The sequence below is a fragment of the Paractinoplanes ferrugineus genome, from assembly GCF_016862195.1.
GTDB classification, from domain to species: domain Bacteria; phylum Actinomycetota; class Actinomycetes; order Mycobacteriales; family Micromonosporaceae; genus Actinoplanes; species Actinoplanes ferrugineus.
Genome location: NZ_BOMM01000014.1, coordinates 202,731 through 224,201 on the forward strand (window position 1 = coordinate 202,731; position 21,471 = coordinate 224,201).

At 71.5% G+C, this 21,471-nt stretch carries 19 protein-coding genes; 7 read left to right on the top strand and 12 right to left on the bottom strand.

What is annotated here, in order from left to right; translation table 11 throughout:
* Positions 1-20 precede the first annotated feature (20 nt).
* Positions 21-857 (top strand): SDR family NAD(P)-dependent oxidoreductase, encoded by an 837-nt coding sequence (locus Afe05nite_RS10495; RefSeq protein WP_203816805.1) that lies wholly within the window; start codon positions 21-23, stop codon positions 855-857.
* 6 nt (positions 858-863) lie between these two features.
* On the opposite strand, the gene Afe05nite_RS10500 is transcribed toward Afe05nite_RS10495, so the two are convergent.
* The gene (locus Afe05nite_RS10500; RefSeq protein WP_203816806.1) at positions 864-1,988 is read right to left on the bottom strand and encodes an outer membrane protein assembly factor BamB family protein; all 1,125 of its coding nucleotides are present in this window, start codon (positions 1,986-1,988) and stop codon (positions 864-866) included.
* Positions 1,989-1,994: 6 nt separating this feature from the next.
* The gene (locus Afe05nite_RS10505; protein ID WP_203816807.1) at positions 1,995-4,049 is read right to left on the bottom strand and encodes an alkaline phosphatase family protein; all 2,055 of its coding nucleotides are present in this window, start codon (positions 4,047-4,049) and stop codon (positions 1,995-1,997) included.
* A 114-nt stretch (positions 4,050-4,163) separates the two neighbouring features.
* Here Afe05nite_RS10505 and Afe05nite_RS10510 point away from each other — a divergent pair, with 114 nt between their 5' ends.
* Positions 4,164-5,354: a glycoside hydrolase family 18 protein gene (locus Afe05nite_RS10510; protein ID WP_239117706.1), complete on the top strand. Its 1,191-nt coding sequence runs from the start codon at positions 4,164-4,166 to the stop codon at positions 5,352-5,354.
* Here Afe05nite_RS10510 and Afe05nite_RS10515 read toward each other — a convergent pair.
* Both Afe05nite_RS10515 and Afe05nite_RS10520 read right to left on the bottom strand, forming a co-directional pair.
* Positions 5,351-6,079, bottom strand: coding sequence for a LamG-like jellyroll fold domain-containing protein (locus Afe05nite_RS10515; protein WP_203816809.1), 729 nt, complete (start codon positions 6,077-6,079; stop codon positions 5,351-5,353). The genes Afe05nite_RS10510 and Afe05nite_RS10515 overlap by 4 nt on opposite strands.
* Before the next feature lie 61 nt (positions 6,080-6,140).
* The gene (locus Afe05nite_RS10520) at positions 6,141-7,433 is read right to left on the bottom strand and encodes an NAD(P)/FAD-dependent oxidoreductase (RefSeq protein ID WP_203816810.1); all 1,293 of its coding nucleotides are present in this window, start codon (positions 7,431-7,433) and stop codon (positions 6,141-6,143) included.
* A 243-nt stretch (positions 7,434-7,676) separates the two neighbouring features.
* On the opposite strand from Afe05nite_RS10520, the gene Afe05nite_RS10525 reads away from it, so the two are divergent.
* Together Afe05nite_RS10525 and Afe05nite_RS10530 are read left to right on the top strand one after the other, a co-directional pair.
* Complete coding sequence (locus Afe05nite_RS10525) at positions 7,677-8,195, top strand: SigE family RNA polymerase sigma factor (protein ID WP_203816835.1); 519 nt, start codon at positions 7,677-7,679, stop codon at positions 8,193-8,195.
* The gene (locus Afe05nite_RS10530; protein ID WP_203816811.1) at positions 8,192-9,397 is read left to right on the top strand and encodes a TolB-like translocation protein; all 1,206 of its coding nucleotides are present in this window, start codon (positions 8,192-8,194) and stop codon (positions 9,395-9,397) included. Before Afe05nite_RS10525 ends, Afe05nite_RS10530 begins: the two co-directional genes overlap by 4 nt.
* On the opposite strand, the gene Afe05nite_RS10535 is transcribed toward Afe05nite_RS10530, so the two are convergent.
* The 6 genes from Afe05nite_RS10535 to Afe05nite_RS10560 form a co-directional block, all read right to left on the bottom strand.
* Positions 9,398-10,033 carry a tetratricopeptide repeat protein gene (locus tag Afe05nite_RS10535; protein WP_239117707.1) on the bottom strand — a complete coding sequence of 212 codons (636 nt, stop codon included), beginning with the start codon at positions 10,031-10,033 and terminating at the stop codon, positions 9,398-9,400. It lies immediately after the preceding gene.
* Positions 10,034-10,061: 28 nt separating this feature from the next.
* Entirely contained in the window at positions 10,062-11,321 is a 1,260-nt protein-coding gene (locus Afe05nite_RS10540; RefSeq protein WP_203816812.1) for a tetratricopeptide repeat protein, read from the bottom strand.
* Between the two features lie 13 nt (positions 11,322-11,334).
* Positions 11,335-12,282 (bottom strand): cyclase family protein, encoded by a 948-nt coding sequence (locus tag Afe05nite_RS10545; RefSeq protein WP_203816813.1) that lies wholly within the window; start codon positions 12,280-12,282, stop codon positions 11,335-11,337.
* A 9-nt stretch (positions 12,283-12,291) separates the two neighbouring features.
* Positions 12,292-12,879, bottom strand: a complete 588-nt coding sequence (locus Afe05nite_RS10550; protein ID WP_203816837.1) for a TMEM165/GDT1 family protein — start codon at positions 12,877-12,879, stop codon at positions 12,292-12,294.
* A 254-nt stretch (positions 12,880-13,133) separates the two neighbouring features.
* On the bottom strand, positions 13,134-14,732 hold the full coding sequence (locus Afe05nite_RS10555) for an alpha/beta hydrolase (RefSeq protein ID WP_203816814.1): 1,599 nt from the start codon (positions 14,730-14,732) through the stop codon (positions 13,134-13,136).
* Between the two features lie 96 nt (positions 14,733-14,828).
* Entirely contained in the window at positions 14,829-16,046 is a 1,218-nt protein-coding gene (locus Afe05nite_RS10560; RefSeq protein ID WP_203816815.1) for an MFS transporter, read from the bottom strand.
* Between the two features lie 77 nt (positions 16,047-16,123).
* On the opposite strand from Afe05nite_RS10560, the gene Afe05nite_RS10565 reads away from it, so the two are divergent.
* Positions 16,124-16,726: a TetR/AcrR family transcriptional regulator gene (locus tag Afe05nite_RS10565; protein WP_203816816.1), complete on the top strand. Its 603-nt coding sequence runs from the start codon at positions 16,124-16,126 to the stop codon at positions 16,724-16,726.
* A 2-nt stretch (positions 16,727-16,728) separates the two neighbouring features.
* Here Afe05nite_RS10565 and Afe05nite_RS10570 read toward each other — a convergent pair whose 3' ends face one another.
* Entirely contained in the window at positions 16,729-18,516 is a 1,788-nt protein-coding gene (locus Afe05nite_RS10570) for an MFS transporter (protein ID WP_203816817.1), read from the bottom strand.
* A gap of 10 nt (positions 18,517-18,526) precedes the next feature.
* The gene (locus Afe05nite_RS10575) at positions 18,527-18,949 is read right to left on the bottom strand and encodes a MarR family winged helix-turn-helix transcriptional regulator (RefSeq protein WP_203816818.1); all 423 of its coding nucleotides are present in this window, start codon (positions 18,947-18,949) and stop codon (positions 18,527-18,529) included.
* 169 nt (positions 18,950-19,118) lie between these two features.
* Here Afe05nite_RS10575 and Afe05nite_RS10580 point away from each other — a divergent pair, with 169 nt between their 5' ends.
* Positions 19,119-19,763, top strand: a complete 645-nt coding sequence (locus tag Afe05nite_RS10580; protein WP_239117708.1) for a hypothetical protein — start codon at positions 19,119-19,121, stop codon at positions 19,761-19,763.
* 55 nt (positions 19,764-19,818) lie between these two features.
* Positions 19,819-21,333 (top strand): glycosyltransferase family 39 protein, encoded by a 1,515-nt coding sequence (locus Afe05nite_RS10585; protein ID WP_203816819.1) that lies wholly within the window; start codon positions 19,819-19,821, stop codon positions 21,331-21,333.
* Positions 21,334-21,471 lie beyond the last annotated feature (138 nt).

Consider the following 21,471-nt stretch of genomic DNA (forward strand, 5'->3'; position numbering starts at 1 on the left):
TTCGCACCGGTGGAAAAGCGATGAAGAGGTTCGCCTTCGCCGGGCGCGTCTGCCTGATCACCGGGGCCGCCAGCGGCATCGGCGCGGCCCTCGCGCTCGAGCTGGCCAAGCGGCGGGCGGTGCTGGCGCTGCTCGACATCGACGCGCCCGGGGTGGAGCGGGTCGCGGCCCTCGCCCGCGAGATGGGGGCGGCGGAGGTCACGACGTACGTCGTCGATCTGAGCGACGGGGCCGACCGGCTCGATCTGGCCGCCGAGATCGCCGCTCGGCACGGCGGGGTCGACCTTTTGATCAACAACGCCGGCGTGACCTTGATGGGCACGTTCGAGCAGAACCAGATGTCCGATTTCGATTGGCTGCTCGAGATCAACCTGCATGCCGTGATCCGGATGACTAAGGCGTTCCTGCCGCAGCTGCTGGCTCGGCCGGGCGCCCACCTGGTGAACATCAGCAGCCTGTTCGGTCTGGTCGCGCCACCGGGTCAGGTGGCTTACGCGACAAGCAAGTTCGGCGTGCGCGGTTTCACCGACGCGCTGCGCCACGAGCTGGAACCGCGCGACGTCGGCGTCACCGTCGTGCACCCGGGCGGCATCAAGACCAACATCGCCGCCGCGGCCCGGGTCAGTGGTGCCGACCCCGACGGCGAACAGATCGAACAGGCTCAGCGGTTCGCCGAGGCGGCGCTGACCCTGCCGGCCGAGGAGGCCGCCCGCCAGATCGTCGCCGCGATCCAGGCACGCCGGCCCCGCCTGGTGCTCACCAAGGAGGCGAAAGCCGGCGACTGGCTCGTCCGGCTCACCCCGACCCGGTGGTGGGCGGTGACCCAGCGATTCGGCAAGCGCCGGGGAATCCTCTGAGGACGGTCAGAAGACGGCCAGCCGGCGCCGGTCCTGGCCGTCGATGGTGGTGAAGTCGCCACCCGCCTCCAGCGTGCCGGTGGCCTGGTTGACGCTCAGCACCCGCACCCCGATCACGCCGTTGCCCTTCGGCGCCCACGACGCCAGCCCTCCGGTGGCGGTCACCGCGGCCAGTTTGTAACGCGGCTGCGAGCCGTCCACGCAGACGCCGTGAGCGCCGTTCCGGCTCGTCAGGCAGGCGCTGTCGAAGTGCCCGCCGACATAGGTGAGGCCGCCTACGGTGGCGATCGTGGCCGCATCCCCGTCGAACACCCGCTGCCAGCGCACCGCACCGTTGAACGAGTAGGCGATGGCCCGGCCGCCGAGCCCGGCCGTGGCCACATAGACGCCGGCCTGGTCGACCGCGATGGACCGCACCTCGGCCGGCGGCCGGGGCAGGAACTTCTCCTGCACCCTGCCGGTCCGGCCGTGCAACGCGGCCAGCCGCAGGGTGCCGTGCACCTCGTCGATGCTGTGGAAGCTACCGCCGACGAAGACGCGCCCGCCGTACGAGACAAGCGTGTGCACCGTGTCGTCAGCCCGCGGCCGCCACACTGCGTCCAGTTCGCCGTCCGCGAGGGTGAAGGCGGCGAGCCCGGCCCGCCGGTGACCATCCACATCGGAGAACGAGCCACCCAGGTAGAGCCGGCCGTTCCCACTTGTCAGCGTGTAGGCGGTGCCGGTGAGCGTGTGCCGGAACGAGAGCACCGCACCACTTCCGGGGCTGAGCGCCGCCAGCGAATCACGCACCTGCCCGCCCACCGCGTGGAAGTCGCCGGCGGCATAGATGGTGTCCCCGGCCGACTGGAGGGCACGTACCGTGCCGTCGGCGGCGGGCGCCCAGCTCAGCAGCGCGCCGGTACGGGCGTCGAGAGCGGCCAGCCGCAGCCGCGGATAGATCCGGCCGCGATAGGTGGCGCTGGTGAACGCGCCACCGAGGTAGACGATCGGTCCACGATGGGCGATCGCATAGACGCCCCCGTTGAATGTCGGCGCCTGGTCCCGCACCCGCACGCCGACCGCCGAGGCCGGCGTGGCCAGGCCTAGGACGAGGACGAACAGGGCAACGGCGGCTTTGCGGAGGGCGGGCACAAAGTCTTAACCGTCATGCGCACGGGAAAGTCTCGGGGTCGAAGATCCCGCTTCGTCGGCCTCGACCGGCTGGGTGCGCAGTCCGAGCATGTCCAGCCACTCGACGAGCTGCCGGTGGACCGCGTCCGGGCCGTCCAGCTCCGGCCGGCCGACCGGCCACCGGGCCGGGTGCACCAGCACCGCGTCGGTCTGCCAGCCGCCGAGCCCGCCGTGCGAGCCGACCAGCTCCTCGAACGCGGCCACCTCCTCGGTCACCGGGTCGACCGACGAGATCAGCACGAGGTCACCGACGTGCGCGGACTCCTGGTGGCGCAGCAGGTCGGTGCGGGCCTGCGGACCGTACGGCAGCAGCGGGTCGACGCCCTCGACGTGGCCGTCCCGCAGCCGGTGCCGGCCGGAGGTGCCGAGCGCCACCGGGCCGTCCTCGTCGCGCACCACCACGAGACCGATCCCCGGATGCGCGACCAGGCCCGGCACCAGTTTCGGATAGGCGTCGTCGATCTCGGCGCGGCTGAGCCGGTGCGGGTAACGGGTCAGGTAGAGCAGCGACAGATTGCCGGACGAGGCCACGAGCAGCGGCGCGGTCGGGGCCGCCTCCTCCTCGGCCGGCGTGTCGAGTGCGTTCGACTCGGCCGCGGACAGCCTCTCCACCAGGTTCTTCAGCGTCTCGCCGTAGCGCTGCCGGAACGTGGCGCCCTGGCTCTGACCGTGATCGGAGAGCACGACGATGTGATAGCGGCGGGCCGCCTCGGGGGCGAGCCGTTCGAGCACGCCGAGCATCCGGTCGAGGCTTTCCAGCTGCCGCATCGACTCCGGCCGGGCCGGGCCGGCGTGGTGCGCCACCTCGTCGTAGTCGACCAGGTCGCAGTAGACGACCGGGGCGCCGCGGGCCATCTGCTCGGCGATCAGCGAGATGTTGACGTCGCGCAGCAGCATCGAGGCCGGCCGCAGGGCCAGGAACTTCCCGGACCGGCTCACCCGGGGTTGCAGGTTGCGCCGGCGCTGGAGGCGGGCCTGGTGCAACTCGGTGAAGACCTCGCCGACACCGAGCACGAGGGCGCGGGTGAAGCCGTACGGCGAGGCCATGAACGCCGCCCAGCCCCGGGCCGACCGGCCGGGCAGGGCCGCGCGGCTGACCGTGAGCAGGCTGACCACCGCGTCCCCGCTGAACGCGTTACCGATGCTCACCCCGCCGTCGCGCAGCAGCCCGCGCCCGTCGGACAGCCGCGGCTCGATCACCGCCGCGTCCCGGGGCCGGCTGGTGACCATGAGCTTGCCGGTGTCCTTCTCGAACCACCGGAACCCGGGGATCTGCCGGCTGGCGCCGTGCAGGATGCCCGCCTGCGACGCGGGGGTGGTGGCCGGCATCCCGGTGTGCCAGCCGACCATGGTGTGGCTGCCGGAGCGCAGCCAGTGTCCGAGCGTCGGCAGGTTCCCGGCCCGGATCGCCCAGCGCAGCACCGGCTCGCTCAACCCGTCGAACTGGAGCAGGAGCAGGCCCGGCTCGGTGCCGGGCCGGGGCCGGTGCAGACTCAGGAACGATCCGCCGGCCTGCCGGGCCTGGCGCCGCCGCACGCCGCGCATGAGGCGCTTGGCCTCCCTGACGAAGGTGTCGTCGGAGCCGGAGTCGAGCATCCAGTCGATGATGGCGGCGAAGACCACCGCCATGATCGCGGCGAAGACCAGCGACGGCAGGCCGCTGATCCGCTCGGCCGGGTCGAGTTCGAGGGCCACCACGATGACGGTGATCTGGGCGACCACGCCGAGCAGCATCGCCCCCCAGCCGCCCAGCGCCACGATGCCGACCAGCAGCAGCGGCCGCACTACCGCGCCGACCCCGGCGACCAGCAGCACCAGGCCCAGCGTGTCGACGAGATCGGCGCTGGCCACTCCCGGCATCAACCACAGGGTCGCGGTCAGCACCACGAACGTGACGACGGCGCTGCGCAGCACGGCTCGCGTCCGCTTGACGATGCGCCGCCAGCTCAGCAGGGCACGCACCTCGGCCCGCACGTCCCGGGTGGTCGGCGCGGGCGACGGCTCATGCGGGGCTACGGCCACCGGGAAACGATCGCACAGACCTCGGTTTCGAGGGCCGGGCGTGCCCGGAATCACGACACCCGTTCGGGGGACGGACCGGCCGGCCGCCCGGTCCGCCCGGCTAGCTTCGGCCCGGTGCGCCGACCAGCCCTTCTGCTCGTGCTGTTGCTCGCGGCCTGTTCCGGCGCGCCCCCGCCACCGACCAGGACCGCCCCGTCCGTCAAGATCGTCGGCTACTTCACCGACTGGGGTGTCTACGGTCGCGACTTCCAGGTGAAAGACCTCGACACGAGCGGGTCCGGGGCCCGGCTCACCCATCTGGTGTACGCGTTCGGCAAGGTCACCGACGGCCGGTGCGCGGTCGCCGACGCCTGGGCCGACCATGCCAAGCCGATCTCGGCCGCGGACAGTGTGGACGGGGTCGGCGATGCCCCCGACGCCCCGCTGCGTGGCAACTTCGGCCAGCTCCGCAAGCTCAAGGCGAAGCATCCGGGGTTGAAGCTGATCTGGTCGTTCGGCGGCTGGAACGGTTCGGCCGGCTTCACCGCCGCGGCCCGCGCCCCGGAGACCTTCGGCACGTCCTGTCACGCCCTGCTGACCGACCGGCGCTGGGCCGGCCTGTTCGACGGTATCGAGGTGGACTGGGAATATCCGAACGCGTGCGGCCGGCAGTGCGACCGGAGCGGGCCGGCCGCCCTGCCTCGTCTGCTGCAAGCGCTCCGGGGCTCCCTCGGCAGCCAGGCCCTGATCAGCGCGGCCGTCCCGGCCGACCTCGGCAAGCTCGAGGCGGCCGACTACCTCGCCGCGTCCCGCACCGCGAACTGGCTCAGCGCGATGACCTACGACTACTTCGGCACCGACGACTCGAACCACACCGCCCCGCACTCGCCGCTGACGTCCTACCCGGGCATCCCCCGGCCGACGGCGACCACCACGTCGACCGTCGACGAGCTGCTCCGGCTCGGCGTACCGGCCCGGAAAGTGCTGCTCGGCATCGGTTTCTACGGCCGCGGCTGGACCGGCGTCACGTCGGCGGCGCCGGGCGGCACCGCGACCGGTCCGGCGGCCGGCCGCTTCGAGAAGGGGCTCGAGGACTACGCGGTGCTGATCTTCCGCTGCCCACCGACCGGCACGATCGGCGGCACCGCCTATGCGCACTGCGGCACCGAGTGGTGGTCCTACGACACCCCCACGACCATCAGGACCAAGATGGCGTACGCGCGGGAGAAGTCGCTGGGCGGCGCCTTCGCCTGGGAGCTGTCGGGCGACACCGCGCGGGCCGACCTGCTCGGGGCCGTCGCCACCGGCCTCGAACCACCGGCCTAGCCGGCGATCTGCACCCAGACGTTGTCGAGGGCCCCGTTGAACTGGTCGTTGTCGACGTAGGCACCCTTGCCGCCGATGCTCAGCGGCAGGTTGTTGGTCACCGTCAGCTGGGCCGGCACGACCACGCTGCCCCGTTCGACACCGTCGACCGTCACCGCCAGGGTGGTGCCGGTCCGGCGGCAGACGATCGCGTGCCACCTGCCGTCCGCGACACTTACCGAGCTGGTCACCAGGCGGATGGCCGGCTTCTTGTCGTCGACCAGCGCGCAGCTGGGCCGGCCGGCCGCCCCGTCGACCTGGAGCTTCCACTGACTGCTCGTGGCCGAGTAGCCCTTCTGCACGATGTTCTGGCCCTTGCTGGTCTGCCCGGCGGCGAGCAGCACGTCGGCGCCGTACGAGATGTCGCGGGTCCCCGGGTTGAGGTCGGCCGAGCTCGGCGCCTGAAGCGCGACGTGCGGGCAGATCGCCACCCGGGCCGCGCATCGGGCCGGGAAGGCGAGCGCCGCACCCTGGCCGTGCACGACCGACCGCACCGCGCCACCGTGGCCGGAGACGACGAGGAGAGTGTGTCCGCGCCCGGAACCGTCGAGGATGGCGCCGGCCCGTCCGTCGAACGTGTACCGGGCCGTCACGCCGCCGGGCGCATCCGCCAGCGCCGTCGCCGGGGTGGCCCCGGCGACGGTGGCGGCCGCTACGAGAAGCACGCCGAACCAACGAGATCGCATGCCCGAATTATTACTTGTGAGGCTTATATCCGAGGCAACAACAGCGCCGCCAACCGCCGAGTCATCCCTGACTTATCGGCTTACCGCTGTCCAACGGCACGGACTGGCCCCGGATCAGACCCAGCTGCACGCCGTGCCGGCCGAGCACTGTGTCCAACAGCCAGTCACTGGCCACCCTGGTCCGGTTGCCCGGCATCGACAGCAGGTGGTAACCGCGGGTCACCACCTTGGCGGGTAGGCCGCGAAGCGGCAGATGAAGCGGGTTGGCGGCGGAGTCGAGCCCGCCCAGGTCGACGACGAAGCCCAGATCGTGATGCTTGTAGGCACGCCGGCGCCCGTGCCCGTAGGAGGCCGCGATGTTCCGCGCCGCCGCCGTGCCGTGCCGGGTCGCGTGCTGCGCGGTCATCCCGGTGATCTGCCCCGGCATGGTCAGGTCGGGCACCGCGGCGGCATCGCCGATCGCGTACACCTCCGGATGACCCGGCACCGACAGGAACTCGTCGACGACCAGCCGGCCCTGCTCGGTGGGCAGCCCCAGGCTCTCGATGAGCGGGTCCGGCCGCACGCCGACGCACCAGATCAGCGACCGCGAAGGCACGAAGTCGCCGGTGGACAACCGCACCCCGGCCGAGGTCGCCTCGGCCACGCTGGTCTTCATCAGCACCTCGACGCCGCGCTGCTCGAGCACCTGGTCGGCGGCGTCGGCCAGCCGCCCGTCAAGCGACGGCAGCACCCGCTCGGCGGTGTCCAGCAGCAGCCAGCGAGGCCTGCCGCGCAGGTTGGGATAGGGCTTGACCAGGTCCTCGGTGTAGAGCACGCCCTGGGCCGCCACCTCCGTGCCGGTGTAGCCGGCGCCGACCACCACGAACGTGCAGCGGGCTTGGCGCTCCGCCTCGTCGCTCGCGTTGGCCGCCATCTCGATCTGCCGGGTGAGGTGATCACGCAGGTAGAGCGCCTCGGAGAGGCCCCGGAAGCCGTGTGCGTGCTCGACCACGCCGGGCACCGGCAGCAGCTTGTTGACGCTGCCCATCGCCATGACCAGCTTGTGGTAACCGAGGGTGCGCTTGCCGCCCTCGGGGTCGCGCACCGTGACGGAGCGCCCGTCGAGGTCGAACGTCTCCACCGTGCCGAGCACCACCCGTACGCCGGGCAGCGCGGTCGCCAGCGGCACCGTGACCCGCCGTGGTTCGAGCAGACCGGTCGCCACCTCGGGGAGCAACGGCAGGTAGAGGAAATAGTCGGTCGGGTTGACGACCACGATGTCCGCGCCGCCACGGGACAACTTGGCCAATTCACGGGCCGCCGCGAAACCGGCGAACCCGGCGCCGACGATCACGATGCGAGGACGAGCCATACGACCGACCCTAGCCCGGCCTGACCGTTCGGCGGACGCCAAGAATCGGCCGAACGGGTGTCGGCCACCCGCTCGCCGATTCGCGTCTTGATCTGTGCCGGGCGGTGCCCACACGGGGAGGCATCGATCGGCAGGGGTTTCGATTGCTGGGGCGATCGATCGGAGGGGGACGTGACGGGCAGCGCGGTGCTTGACCCGCGTGAGTACGCTCACGTCTCCCAACACCCCTCGATCGGACATCTGATGGACGCCCGCGAGGCCGACTATGCGCGTTTCGTCCGCACCCGGACCCACGCATTGTTGCGCTCGGCGTACCTCTTGACCGGGGATCAGCACCTCGCCGAGGACCTCGTCCAGGAGGCCCTCGCCCGCACCCATCGCGCCTGGTCGCGGTTGGCGAAGCCGGAGAACGCCGAGGCGTACGCCCGCAAGGTGATGTACCACGCGCAGGTGTCCTTCTGGCGCCGGCCGCGGGTGGCCGAGATCCCCGCGGAGACTCTGCCGGCCGGCGCCGGCCGGATCGACGACCCGGCCGAGGCCGCCGTCCAGCGGCTCACCCTGCGCCGGGCCCTGCTCGCGCTCAGCGCCAAGCAACGCGCCGTGATCGTGCTGCGCTACTTCGAGGACCACACCGAGGCCGAGGCCGCCCAGGTCCTCGGCGTCTCGGTGAGCACCGTCAAGACCCAGACCGGCCGCGCGCTCGACCGCCTCCGCACGCTCCTGCCCGACCTCCGGGTGCTGACGCGGGAGCCGCCGCGATGACCGACCACCTGCGCGATTCCCTGCACGAGCTGGCCGACGAGGTCACTCGCACCGACCTGTACGCCCGGGCGGTGCACCGCTCCCGCCGCATCGCCCACCGGGAGGCCGCGGTCGGCACCGTGGCCGCGCTGGCCGTGCTCGCTCTGCTGGTCAGCGGCCTGGGACGGCTCCCGTCGCGGGATTCCGACGACGCCGCTCCGCTCGCCCGGCACTCGTCTGCGGCACCGTCGGCACCGGCGCCGACGGTGGATCGGGAGCCGTGGCCGGCCCCGACCGCGATTCCGCATTCGTCGGGTCCGGAGCGCCCGGCCGGCGACCGTTCCCGCCCCCCGGCCCGCCGCAAGGATCAGCCGAGGGTCGCCGCGACCACCGCCGCCCCGAAGTCCCGATCGCTCACCGACCTCCCGGGCCACGTCTTCTATCAGCAGACCACCACCCCGCCCGACGTCGTGCGGTTGTCACCCGGCCGGGGCGGCACCGAGACGGTGCTGTCGGCCGCCCCGTCGGCGGTCGGTATCTCGCCCGACGGCAGCCGCATCGCCTACGCCGTGGACGGTGCTTTGATGGTCGGCGAGACCGGCAGCCCGGGCAACCGGCGGCTGGCCACCGGGGTGCGCACCGCCGCCCAGGCTCCGGTGTGGTCCCCGGCCGGCGACCGCCTGCTCGTCGTCACGAGCGGTCCGGCGATCCTGCAGGTCGACTCCGGCATGTTGACCCCGCTGCCCGGCGGACTCGCCGACGGAAAACATTTCCGCTGGTCGGGCGACGGGGCCAAGCTGGTTTACGCGACCGCGCACTGCTCGCTGCGGGTCGCCACCGCCGACTCCGACGCCACCGTGCCGGTGCTCGGCGACCGGCAGCCGGTGGACAACCCGGACGGCCTGGCCGCCTGCAAGCCGACAAGCGTGGACGCGACCGGCGACCACGTGACGGCGCCCTTGGCGACCACCGGCGACCTCGGCACGACGAGTCCGGACACAGCTGACGCCGTGATCGACACGAACACCGGCGACCTGGAGCCGATCGCGGTGGCCGGCAGCGTGGTGGGTGCGGTGTTCAACCCCGACGGCAACCTGCTCGTGCGCAGCCGCACCGCGGACGGCACGGTCCTCTCGCTCTTCTCGGCCAACCGGAAACTGCTGGTGCAGGCCCTCGAGCCGGCCGCGTTGAACGACCTCGACCTGCTGACCTACACCCGCTAGCTAGCGCCGTTTGAAGGGCCGCCAGCCGCGCTTGCGGGGCTCCGGCTCGCGGGCCGCCTCGCCGTTGAGCACGGCCAGCCGGTGCTGGGCGATCGGGTTGTCCGGCTCCATCTTCAGCGAGGTCAGCAGCGCCTGCCGGGCCTGGTCGACGTGGCCCATCGCGTCGAGGGTCACGCCGTGGGTGAAGTAGTAGTGCGCCTCGTTCGGGTCGAGGCCGATCGCCGTGCGGGCGGCCTGCTCGGCGTCGGCGAACTGGCGGTCGGCGGCGATCAGCGCCCAGGCCACCCGGTCGTGCCAGAGCGGGTTCATCGGCTCGGCGATCACCGCCCGGTAGGCCGTCGTGACGGCCTCCTCGTGCCGCCCGAGCAGGGACAGCGCCCGGCTCGCGGTGGCCAGCGACCGCGGGTTGTCGGGGGCGAGGGCGATCGCCCGGCCGGCGGCGTCGAACGCGGCGGCGGCCTCGCCGGCGGCGAGCCGCAGCCGGGCCATCAGGTGCCACCCGTCGAGCGAGCCCGGGTCGGCGGCCAGCACCGGTTCCAGCATGGCGATCGCGTTCGGCACGTCCAGTCGCTCGAACAGGGCCGCGGCGCGGGCGATGCCCAGCGTCGTGGGGGTCTGCTCGGTCGAGGGGGTCACTCGCCCATTCTCGGCGAAATGCCGCAATTCATCTGCGGATTCCCCGGAAAGCTTCCCGTCGGGCACGACGCCGCCGCACGATCACCGCGAGGCACACCAGGGCCGCCGCCACCAGCGTCAACGCCGCCACCGAGAACCACCAGGCGGCGTCGGTGGTGCCGATCTGCAGCAGGATCGCCGCGACCATGCAGGAGATGATCACCCACCACAGCACCACCGTGACCCGGTCCACCGGCGCGCCGACCCCGGCCGCCCGGACATGCGCGTTGGTGGCCGAGACGGTGAGCAACCGCACCGCGAACCCACCCAGGGCGGCCGCCCCGAGCAGCCACGCGAGCCATCCGGCCGGCGCGACGGTCGCGCTGAGCAGCAGAAGCAGGCAGAGCGCGAAGCCGATCGCCGCGATCCGCTGCCGGCCGGTGGTGAGCACACTCATCAGGTACGTACGCAGGGAGCGGTCCAGCCGAGCCACGAAGTAGGCCGCGAACCCCATCGTGACCAGCGCCGACCCGCCCGCCAGCAGGCGCGCGCCGGACACCGAGAACTCGGTCATCCGCCAGCCCACGTACGCCAGCACCGCGAGCAGCACCGCCGTGTAGACCAGGAAGCGCCGCAGCGCCACGTCGAGCATGAACCGGCTGGCCTGCTGGCGCGGGTCGGAGCGCAGCGCCCCGGCCAGTCCGCTGGCCCCCCGGGCGAGCCGGCCCAGCGCGAACGGATTGCGGTGCACCACGTCGAGGGTGGCGAGCTCGTGCTGGGCGACCGCGTTGTCGGGCTCGATCGCGAGCGCGTCCCGCAGCGCCTGCCGGGCCCGGTCGGTGTAGTCGAGTTGCTTCATCACCATCGCGTAGGTGATCCGGAAGTCCGCCTCGTTCGGGTCGAGCTGAACCGCGAGCCGGGCCGCCTGCTCGGCCTCCACCGCCCGCCGCCCGTCGCCGAGCAGGGCCCAGGCCAGCCGGTTGTGCCGGTACGCGTTGTCCGGTTCGAGCCGGGTGGCCCGCTGCGCCACCTCGATCGCCTCGTCGTGCCGGTCGAGCCCGGTCAGGGCCCGGCTGAGCGCGCCGAGGGCCTCGGCCGAGTCGGGCGCCACCTCGACCGCTCGCAGCGCCACCTCGTAGGCGAGCACCGGCTCCTTGCGGGCGAGCTGGGCGTGGGTCATCAGCACCAGGGCACGCAGGTTGTCCGGCTCGGCCGCGAGCACCGGGCCCAGCAGGTCGGCCGCCGCGTCCGGGTCGCCCCGCTGGAACTGCATGGCCGCCATCGCGACGGCCGTGCCAGTTTCGGTCATGGCTCAGTCTCGGTCACTGCTGAGCCGAGGTGGGGAGCCAACCCGCCGAGCGGGTGTGATCGTGCGGCTCGAACCACGGCATGGTCGCGAACGCCCGCACCGGGAAGGTCCCGAAGCCGGCGATCCGCGGTGGCGCGGCCGTGAACCGGGCGCCGAGCGGCGGCAGTTCGCTGAGGTTGGTGAGGTGCTCGACGATCGGGATCTCGGCGGCCAGCAGCACGCTGTGCGCGGGCCGCGCCCCACCCGGCACCGCGTCGTCGAGGTTGGCCGCGTCGATGCCGACCAGGGCGGCTCCGCGGTCGGCCAGCAGGCGGGCGCCGGCCTCGGTCAGGAACGGCGAGTCGACGCCGTACCGCTCGGACGCCCAGTGCCGGTCGGCGCCGGTGTGCAGGAGCACCGCCCGGCCGGCCACCACGTACGGCTCGAGGTCGGCCGCGTCGATCCCCCGGCGCTCGGCGCCGACCAGCCGGACCACGACGGCGGGCAGGTCGGCGAGCCGGCCGAGCGGGATGCCGGCCAGGTCGGCGCCGTCGACGTAGCGGTGCCGGGGACTGTCCAGATAGGTGCCGGTCTGCCCGATCAGGTCGATCCGGTCGAAGCTGAACTCGGTGCCCTCGGCGTAGGCCGCCCGTGACTCGGCCCACGTGCGGTAGGCGGAGATGACCGGGGCGGGCAGACCGGGGTAGGTGGTCATGCCCGACTCGATGACGTGACTGAGTTCGACGTACTCGATCCGGCTCTCGCTCCGGCCTTTGATCGTCGCCGGCGCACCGAAGATCCGCACCGCGGTGAGGGCGACCCGATCGACGTTGCGCAGGCCGAGCGAGGTGACCAGGCAGGCGGCGATCTCGGGGCGGGTGACGTCGGCGTGCGGCACCTCCACCAGCAGGCCCCGCGCCTGCAGGTGGCCGCCACCGGTCAGGGTGAGGTCCGCGTCCAGCTCCGCCCGGTACAGCAGCACGGCAGCTCCCTATCGCAGTTCGATGATCGCTTCCACGATCAACCAGATGCCGAAGATAGCGAAGAGAACGGCGGCGCCCCACTTGATGGCCTTCTCCGGAAGATGTTTGCCGAGCAGCCGGCCCACCAGAATGGCGAGCGCGTCGGCCGCGACCATCCCGAGCGTCGAACCGACCCAGGTGCCGAACCAGCCGTGCTGCGTCGCCAGCGTGATCGTCGCGAGCATCGTCTTGTCGCCGAGCTCGGCCAGGAAGAAGGCACCACCGACGGCCCAGATCGCCGAGCCGGTGGTGCGCTCGGCCTTGGTCTTCTCGTCGTCGGTGAGCTTGTCGCCGCGCAGCGTCCAGGCGCCGAAGGCCAGGAACGCGATGCCCGCGACCAGCGAGATCCAGCCGGTCGGCAGGGTGGCGCCGAGGCCGTAGCCGATGCCGACGGAGACGAGGTGCACCACCGCGGTCGCGATCGTGATGCCGATCAGAACCGGCACTGTCTTGAACCGGGTGGCGAAGGTCAGCGCCATGAGCTGCGACTTGTCGCCGAGTTCGGCGACGAAGATGACAGCGAAGCTGAGCACCAGCGCGGCGAGGAATCCAGACAAAGAAAAACTCCCGGTCTCATCGTGACCGGGAGGAAGTGTGCCCAAGGCGACCCCGACCCGGCCGTCGTGAAAAGCACAGCCAAGTCGAAGGTCTCGCTCGCCCCCGAAATCGGAGGCCGCGCGGCCGGACGCCCGAGAGCGTCAGCATGTCGACCGCGACGTTGGGAGCTACTCCCCTTCGCGTGATCGAGTCTAGCCGCTGCGGAGCGCCGGCCGGCCGGGAGGTGGTGCGGCTCACCCGGCCGGCCGGATCGTCACCGTTGGATCATCGCCCGCTCCAGTGCGGCCCGCGCGGGGTCGGCTTCGGCCCGCTTGCCCTTGCCGTCCACCGGGCCGCTGCCCGGTTCCGGCGCAGGCACCGGCTCGCACCGTTTGTCGGACCGCTCGCCCGCCTTGCGCTTGGGCAGCGCGCCGGTGGCGAGGTAGTCGGCGATCGTGTTGTCGACGCACTCGTCACCGAACAGTGAGCCGGCGTGCGTGGTGCCGCCGACGCCCTCGACCAGGGCCGAACGGGGGAACCGCTTGCGCACCTCGAGGCTGCCGCTGAACGGGGTGGCCGCGTCGAACGTCTCGCTGATCAGCAGGATCGGCGCCACGGTCTCGCCGGAGACGGTGGTCGGGATGCCCGGCTTGCCGGCCCAGGTTCGGCACGGCGCGTTGTACCAGGCGTTGGCCCAGGTCTCGAACGGCGCCCGGCGGTGCGTCTCCCAGTTGTCGGAAGTCCACTTCGTCCAGCTCAGCGGCCACTGCACGTCGGAGCACTGGGTGGCGAGGTACATCGCGTACCCGTTGTCGCCGCCGGCCTCCAGGGAATTGTTCTTGTCGTAGAGCTTCTTCAGCGGTTCCGGGTCGCGCTTGCGCACCCAGTCGGAGAACGCCTGAGCGATCTCCTCCCAGCCGAAGACGTAGTAGCCGGCCTGCAACAGCACGTCGGTGAACTCGGACGAGCCGATCTTCCCGCCGGCCGGCTTCTTGGCGAGTCGCGCCCGCTGGCTGTAGTAGAGCCGCTCGACTGCCTTGCCGGTGCGGCCCAGGTGGTAGATCCGGTCGTACTTGGCGACCCAGGCAAAGTAGATCTTGATGTTCTTGTCGAACGCGAGATCCTGGTCGAGGTTCGAGTCGTACCAGACGCGGGTGGGGTTGACGTTGCCGTCGAGCACCATCCGCCGCACCCGGGACGGGAACATCGTCGAGTAGACCTGGCCCAGGTAGGTCCCGTACGAGAAGCCGTAGAAGTTGATCTGAGTCGCGCCCAGAACCAGGCGGATGCTCTCCATGTCACGCACGGTGTCCTGGGTGCGGAGGTGGTCGAGCAGCTCACCACCGGCCGCGGCGCAATCCTTCGCGTACTTCTCGGTGCGCTTGAGCCACGCCGTCTCGATCGCGGTGGTGGTCGGCACGTACTCCGGCCGGTTGTAGCCGGCGTAGTCGCTGTCGCAGCTCAGCGACGGCTTGCTGGCGCCGACCCCGCGCGGGTCGAAACCGATCCAGTCGTACGCGCTGCCGGCCTCCTTCGGCACCAGCGACCCGATCACCGAAAGTCCCTGACCCTTGGCGCCCGGTCCACCCGGGTTGACCAGCATGATGCCTTGGTACTGCTTCTCCGGGACGGTGTGCTTGATCCGCGAGACAGCCAGCTCGATGGTCTCGCCGTCCGGCTTCTTGTAGTCCAGCGGCACCGTCACGAAGCCGCACTCGGCCTTGCGGCTGAGCAGCGACGAGTCGGTGCAGGTCGTCCAGGTCAGCTTCGGGTAACCGGGCTTGAGCCGGGCCTGCGCACCGGCCCCGGTCGCCACCGCACCGCTCGCCGCCACGGCAAGCGCGGCCGCCGCCGCCAGAAGTCTTCTCCGCATCCTCAAGCCCTCCATATAGGTTTTGCCCCCATATGCTGCGGCGTGGGCGGCCCTCTTCAGGACCGCCCACGCCGGTTTTCACGAAAGATGGGCCGTTTATCCGATTCGTGACCTCAGCCGTTGGGCCAGTGTCGCCACCGCCCCGAGCACGGCGACGACCAAGCCGTAGACCAACGCGGTGCGGTGCAGACCCTCACTGGTTGCCGCGAGACCGGCGATCACCGCGGGGACGCTGAAGGCGGTGTACGCGATGGTCAGCGCCACTGCGAGCAGCTCACCCCGCTCGTGCGGCGCGGCCAGCAACGCCAGCGTGCCGAAGGAGGCGAGGGCGGAGGCGCCGAAGCCGACCCCGGAGATCACCGTGCCGGCCGCCGCGACCCAGACGTTCGACCACTCCAGTCCGGCGACGCTGATCAGCGAGCCGGCCGTGAGCAGGGCGGCGGCCACGGTGAGAACGCGCGGGGTCGGGAGCTTGCGCATGGCGTACGAAGTGATCGCGCCGGTGCCGCACAGCAGCGTCACCACGAAGCCGCCGACCAGGTGGTTGGTCAGCCCGAACACACCGGCCGCCACGGACGGACCGAGCGAGAGGTAGAGCCCGCCGATCGCCCAGCTCGCCACGATGATCGGCGTGAGGGCGAGCACGTCACCCCGCAGCCGGGCCGGAACTCCCAGCTTGGGGGCCAGCGAACCGACCGCGCCGGGACGCCGGGCCGAGGTCTCCGGGATCCGCGCCACCACTATCGCGGCCGACCCCATGGCGGCCAGCAGCAGCGCCCAGACCAGGTGGGTGGGCTCGGGGGCGAACTGCACGAGAGCGCCGCAGCCGAGCGCGCCGACGGCCAGCCCGGCGACCGGGGCGATGCCGTTGATCAGCCCGGCCCGGCCCGGGGCGTGCGGCGGGTTGAGGTCGACCAGGGCGGCGCCGAGCGTGGTGAGCGCGACACCGGTGGCGATGCCCTGCAGGAGCCGAGCCACGAGCAGCACCGTCACATCACCTGCGGCCAGGAACAACACCAGCGAAACGGCCTCGAGCGCGATCGCCGCGGCCAGCACCGGCCGGCGCCCGACGTGGTCGCTGAGTGCGCCGAGCGTGAGCAGCGCCCCGATCAGGCCGACCACGTAGACCGCGAAGACGACGGTGAGCGTCGTCGCCGAGAAGCCCCAGAGGTGCTGGTAGACGACGTAGAGCGGGGACGGCGCGGCGGACGCGGCGGCGAACGTCACGAAGATCGCCGCGATGGCCGCGAACGCGACCGGGTGAGACAACCGCTTTCCGCGGACAGCGGGTGGCGCTTCGGCAAGGGTGGTCATGTCTCCCCCGATTCTTCGGACAGACAGGTCTGTCTGACTCGCCGAGACTAGACAGACCTGTCTGGTATCGTCAAGCCATGTCACCCGCGTCACCCACCACCACCGCCCGCGGCACCGGGCGCAAGCCGTCCGCCCGCGAGCGCCTGCTGACCGCCGCCGACGAGCTCTTCTACGCCGAGGGCGTGCACACGGTCGGCATCGACCGGATCATCGAGCGCGCCGGGGTCGCCAAGGCCTCCCTCTACAGCTGTTTCGGCAGCAAGGAGGAGTTGGTCCGGGCCTATCTGGAAAACCGGCACCAGATCCGGCGGCAGCGGATCCTGGCCGGCCTCGAGCGGTTCGAGAGTCCGCGCGACCGGCTGCTCGGCGTCTTCGACGTGCTGGGCGCCCTGACCGCCACGCCCGGCTTCCGAGGCTGCCCCTTCTACAACGCCAGCGCCGAGTCGGTGGCCGAGGGCGGCGCCGTCGAACAGGTCTCCAACGCCAACCGCGCGTGGACCAGAGGCCTGTTCACCGAGTTGGCCCGCGACGCCGGCGTCCCCGACCCGCCGGCCCTGGCCGACCAGTTGATGATCCTCTACGACGGCGCCTCGGTCGGCGCCCGGATGGACAAGCAGCCGGGCGCCGCCACGCTCTCCCGCCAGATGGCCGAGCACATGCTGAACGCCGCCACTGCCTAGCGCTACGGCTTCGCGTGATCGAGCGGCTCGGCGACGCCCGTCGCGGGAGTGAACGGCTGCGCGTCGGCCAGTTCGGCCTTGACCTCGGCCTCGTGGGCCACGAACCCGGTCGCGACCGTCCCGGTTGCCGCGGTCGGGGCCTTACGGCTGCGCAGCAGCGAGAGCAGGGCGCCGACCACGGCCATCGCGATGGCCATCCAGAAGACGATCACCAGGCCGTCGTGGAACGGGGTGGCGATCAGACGCGGGAAGAACTGCAGACCGGTCAGGGTCGCGGCGTTGGCCGGGGGCAGGGCGCCCAGCACCGTCGGGCCGAGCAACTCGCCTATCGGGTTGAAGCCCAGGAACGCGGCGAACAGGGTGCCGACCGGCGGCAGCTGGGCGATCGCGTCCGCGGTCTGGGCCGGTACGCCCTGGGCCGACAGGCCGGTGCTGAGCGTTCCCGGCAGCGAGTCGGCCAGGCCGGCCACCATCAGCGAGAAGAAGACGCCGATGGAGAGCACCTGGCCGGCGTTCTGGAAGGTGGCCCGCATGCCGGAGGCGGCGCCGCGCATGTTGGCCGGCACGCTCGACATGATCAGGGACGTGTTCGGCGCCGCGAACAGGCCGCCGCCCAGGCCGTTGATGAAGATCAGGGTGGCGAAGACGGCGTAGTTGAAGTCGCCCGGCAGCAGCAGGAGCCCGACGAACGAGACCGCCATCACCAGCAGGCCGCCGGAGGCGAACAGGCGCGGCCCGAACTTGTCGGAGAGGTAGCCGGCGAGCGGACCGGCGGCCAGGAAGCCGATAGTCATCGGGACCAGATAGATGCCGGCCCACAGCGGGGTCGACTCGTAGTCGTAGCCGTGCAGCGGCAGCCAGATGCCCTGGAGCCAGATGATCAGCATGAACTGGAGGCCGCCGCGGGCCACGCTGGCCAGCAGGTTGGCCGCATTACCGCTGGTGAAGCCGACGTTCTTGAACAGCTTGAGGGGGAACATCGGTTCCGGCACCCGGGTCTCGATGACGCCGAACCCCACGAGCACCGCCGCGCCGCCGATCAGGCCGGTCAGCACCCACGGGTTCGACCAGCCCATGGTGTGGCCGCCGTACGGCTGAATTCCGTAGGTGATCGCGGCCAGCACGGCCGTGAGGCCGATCGCGAACGTCGCGTTGCCCCACCAGTCGATCTTCGCGGGGCGGCGCTGGCCGGTGTCGTGCAGCGACCGGTACGCCCAGATGGTGCCGAGCACGCCCAGCGGGATGTTGACCCAGAAGATCGAGCGCCAGTCCCACTCGGCGAGCAGGCCACCGAGCACGAGACCGATGAACGAGCCGGCCAGCGCCGAGACGATGTTGACGCCGAGCGCCATGCCACGCTTCTCGGCCGGGAAGGCGTCGGTGATGATCGCGGCCGAGTTGGCCATCAGCATCGCGCCGCCGACCGCCTGGAGCACCCGCCAGCCGATCAACCAGATCGCGCCGCCGCCCCCGTCGAACGGGTCGAGCGACAGGATGACGCTGGTGATCGTGAAGATCGCGAAGCCGGCGTTGTAGATCTTGACCCGGCCGTACATGTCGCCGAGCCGGCCGAGCGTGACCACCAGCACCGCGGTGACCAGCATGTAGCCCATCAGCATCCACAGCAGATAGCTGACGTTGCCCGCGTCGAGCGGGTTGACATGGATGCCCTTGAAGATCGCCGGCAGCGAGATCAGGACGATCGACGAGTTGATCGTCGCGAGCAGGTTGCCGAGCGTGGTGTTCGACAGCGCGATCCACTTGTACCGGGGGTGGTCGACCGTGATCAAAGTGAGCCCCTCAAATCGACTGTTCGGTGATCAGCTCGCCGAGCCGCTCCAGCGCGGGCAACGCCGCCACGATGGCCGCGTGGTCCTCCGCCGGAAGCTGTTCCAGCAGGGCGGACAGGGCCCGGGTGCGACCCTCGCGGCGCTTGGCCACGGCTTCCCGGCCGGCCTCGGTGATCGTGACGACCACGGCCCGCCCGTCGTCGGGGTCGCTGCCCCGGCTCGCGAGGCCCTCCTTCTCCAGCCGGGTGACCAGCTGGGTCATCGCGGGCTGGCTGACCCCCTCGGGAACGTGCAGCTCGCAGAGCCGGTGCGGGCCCGACCGCTCGAGCCGGCGCAGGGTCGAGGCCGCGGTCAGGCTCAGCTCGGATCGCGGGGTGAGCCGGCGTAGCACCTCGTAGAAGCGCTCGAAGCCGCCGGCGATGGCCACGTCCACCGGCGAAGGGTTATCTGTATGCCGCACTCAATTTTTATATCACTAGCTTATGAACCGGCGCTCCGGCGGTGACGAAGCGCTCATTACTCGCCGGTAAATGTGGCAAATAACTCGAACGTGCCGTTTTCGCCTTCGCTCCCCGGCGCGCCACTGATGACAGCATGCCGTCATGGACGAGCAGACCTTCCGGGACTTCGCCGACCATCTCGCCCCCGGAGCCCACCTGCTGCCGGTCGCCGAGCGCGCCTACCGCACCTCCACCCGCACCGACGTCAAGCACCGGACCGCGGTCGGCACCCGCCCCGGCTCCAACGTCACCGCCTGGGGCAACTCCTGGCTGCACCCGCACATGGGCACCACCACGGGCGAACCGCACGCACCGCAGGACTTCATGATCGCGTTGCGGCACGTGGCACTGACCCTCGACGCCGACCCCGGCTGGCGCTCCTGGTGGCTGCGGTCCGGCCTGACCGCCTGCGAGCTGGGCATAGTCGCCGAGGGCCGGCTCGACCACCTGCGTCCCAGCGCCGACATCCGCCGCTTCAACGACCGGTTGCGCGCCAACTTCACCTGCGCCCTGCCGTCCGGCGACGCCGACCTGCCGGCCCGGGCGGCCACCGAGGTGCTGTCGATGTTCGAGGTGATCAGGCAGGCCATGTCGCTTCCCGGGCTGCCGCCGACGCCGCACGTACCGAGCCTGCCGGCTGACGTGCCGGAGGTGGCGGTCACCACCAAACACCTGCCCGAGCGGCCGGGCGAGAGGGAACACCAGGGCTATCTGACCCTCACCCAGATCCAGGAGTTCTTCGGGTGAGTCGGCCGCACTGACCACCGAGCTCGGCACGACGACGGACTACTATTCCTCTTCGATGGACACGCGGCCCCCGGAGACCAGCAGTATCACCTGGTCAGAAGCGCCGACGGAGATCGTCGTCCGGGAGCCGGAAACCCCCTGGACGGCCACCCCGCCGCCGGTCGAGCAGACCCGCCTCGCCGGGCTCCTCTGGGTGCTGCCCGCGGTGGTCGCCACCGCGCTCGGCGTCTGGCGGCTGACCGTGCCCGCCCTGTGGGCCGACGAGCTCGCCACCTGGGGTGCCGCCCGGCTCAGCTGGACGCAGCTGCGCGAACTGACCGGCAACGTCGACATCGTGCTGGCCCCCTACTACGCGGCGATGAAGGCGTACACCTCGATCGCCGGCACCTCGACGGTCGCCCTGCGCCTTCCCGCTCTGCTCGCGATGATCGCGACCGTCCTGCTGACGACGGCGCTGGGCCGCCGCCTCGGCGGCCCATGGGTCGGCCTGTTCGCCGGGCTGATCTACGCTCTGCTGCCGGTCACCTCCCGGTACGCCCAGGAGGCCCGCTCCTACGCGCTCGTCGTGTTCGCCGCCACGCTCGCCACGCTCTGCCTGACGCGCCTGATCGAACGGCCGACCGTGCTGCGCGCCGCGGCCTATGCCGGCGCGACGATCCTGACCGGGCTCAGCCATCCGCTCAGCGCCCTGCTCGTGCTCGCCGGCCACCTGGTGGCGGTCGCCTGGCGCCGTGACTGGCGCACCGCCCTGCACTGGGGCCCGGCCGCCCTGCTCGGCGGCCTGCCCGCCCTGGTGCTGACCGCACTCGGCAACGGCCAGCGCAACCAGCTCTCGTGGATCAGCGTGCTGACGCTCAACCTGATGAAGCTCGTCCCCGAGCGCATCTTCATGTCCGGCGCGGTCGCCGGCATCGTGCTCGGCCTGGCCATCCTGGGCGTGCGAGCGGCGCCCAGGACCGCCACCCTGGCCGCCGCCGGCTTCGTGCCGATCCTGCTGCTGTTCGTCGTGGGACTGGTCCAGCCGATCTGGGCGGCCCGCTACGTGCTCGTGGCCCTGCCCGCCCTCGCCGTGCTCGCCGCCGCGGCTGCGATGCGCTTCGGCGCCCGCCCCTCGGCCGTCGTCGTGCTGCTGCTGGCTCTGGTCGGCTGGCCCTACCAACTCGACTCGCGGGCCCCGAACGGCCACTCCGAGGACTCCGAGAAGATCTACTCGGTGATCCACCCGCTCTACCGCCCCGGCGACGTGGTGGTCTTCCCCGACACCCACCCGAGCATCCCGTGGGCGGCCCGCGACATCTACAACCGCTACCTGCCGACGCCCCGCCCGCCCGACGTGCTGATGACCAGCCCACAGCGCACCGACGGCCGCTTCCTCGCCACCGAGTGCCCCGGCGCGACCTGCCTCGGCAACCCGCCCCGGATCTGGGTGGTGCGAGTCGACAACAGCGCCGACCCGTACGCGAACATGAATCCCGCCAAGCGCAAGCGCCTGACCGACGGTTACCAGCCGGTGCAACGCTGGAACTACCTGCTGCTCGGCATCACCCTGCTGGAACGCAAGCGCGCCTGATCTTCGCCACCATCGGCCCCTGGCGGAGTGGCTGCCCGTCCTGGTTTGCGCCACCGGGACTTTGGTCCTGCCAGGACGGGAGTTCGGGCCCGGGTCCACCCGCGCCGACCGGAGGAGTCTCAAAGGCGAAAGAAAAAG

What these genes read in the sequence shown, in the direction of transcription:
- Afe05nite_RS10555 (WP_203816814.1), bottom strand. Translation starts at nt 14,732, where the DNA reads ATGCGGAGAAGACTTCTGGCGGCGGCGGCCGCGCTTGCCGTGGCGGCG.
- Afe05nite_RS10585 (WP_203816819.1), top strand. Translation starts at nt 19,819, where the DNA reads ATGGACACGCGGCCCCCGGAGACCAGCAGTATCACCTGGTCAGAAGCG.
- Afe05nite_RS10530 (WP_203816811.1), top strand. Translation starts at nt 8,192, where the DNA reads ATGACCGACCACCTGCGCGATTCCCTGCACGAGCTGGCCGACGAGGTC.
- Afe05nite_RS10520 (WP_203816810.1), bottom strand. Translation starts at nt 7,433, where the DNA reads ATGGCTCGTCCTCGCATCGTGATCGTCGGCGCCGGGTTCGCCGGTTTC.
- Afe05nite_RS10525 (WP_203816835.1), top strand. Translation starts at nt 7,677, where the DNA reads ATGGACGCCCGCGAGGCCGACTATGCGCGTTTCGTCCGCACCCGGACC.
- Afe05nite_RS10515 (WP_203816809.1), bottom strand. Translation starts at nt 6,079, where the DNA reads ATGCGATCTCGTTGGTTCGGCGTGCTTCTCGTAGCGGCCGCCACCGTC.
- Afe05nite_RS10565 (WP_203816816.1), top strand. Translation starts at nt 16,124, where the DNA reads ATGTCACCCGCGTCACCCACCACCACCGCCCGCGGCACCGGGCGCAAG.
- Afe05nite_RS10495 (WP_203816805.1), top strand. Translation starts at nt 21, where the DNA reads ATGAAGAGGTTCGCCTTCGCCGGGCGCGTCTGCCTGATCACCGGGGCC.
- Afe05nite_RS10560 (WP_203816815.1), bottom strand. Translation starts at nt 16,046, where the DNA reads ATGACCACCCTTGCCGAAGCGCCACCCGCTGTCCGCGGAAAGCGGTTG.
- Afe05nite_RS10580 (WP_239117708.1), top strand. Translation starts at nt 19,119, where the DNA reads ATGGACGAGCAGACCTTCCGGGACTTCGCCGACCATCTCGCCCCCGGA.
- Afe05nite_RS10540 (WP_203816812.1), bottom strand. Translation starts at nt 11,321, where the DNA reads ATGACCGAAACTGGCACGGCCGTCGCGATGGCGGCCATGCAGTTCCAG.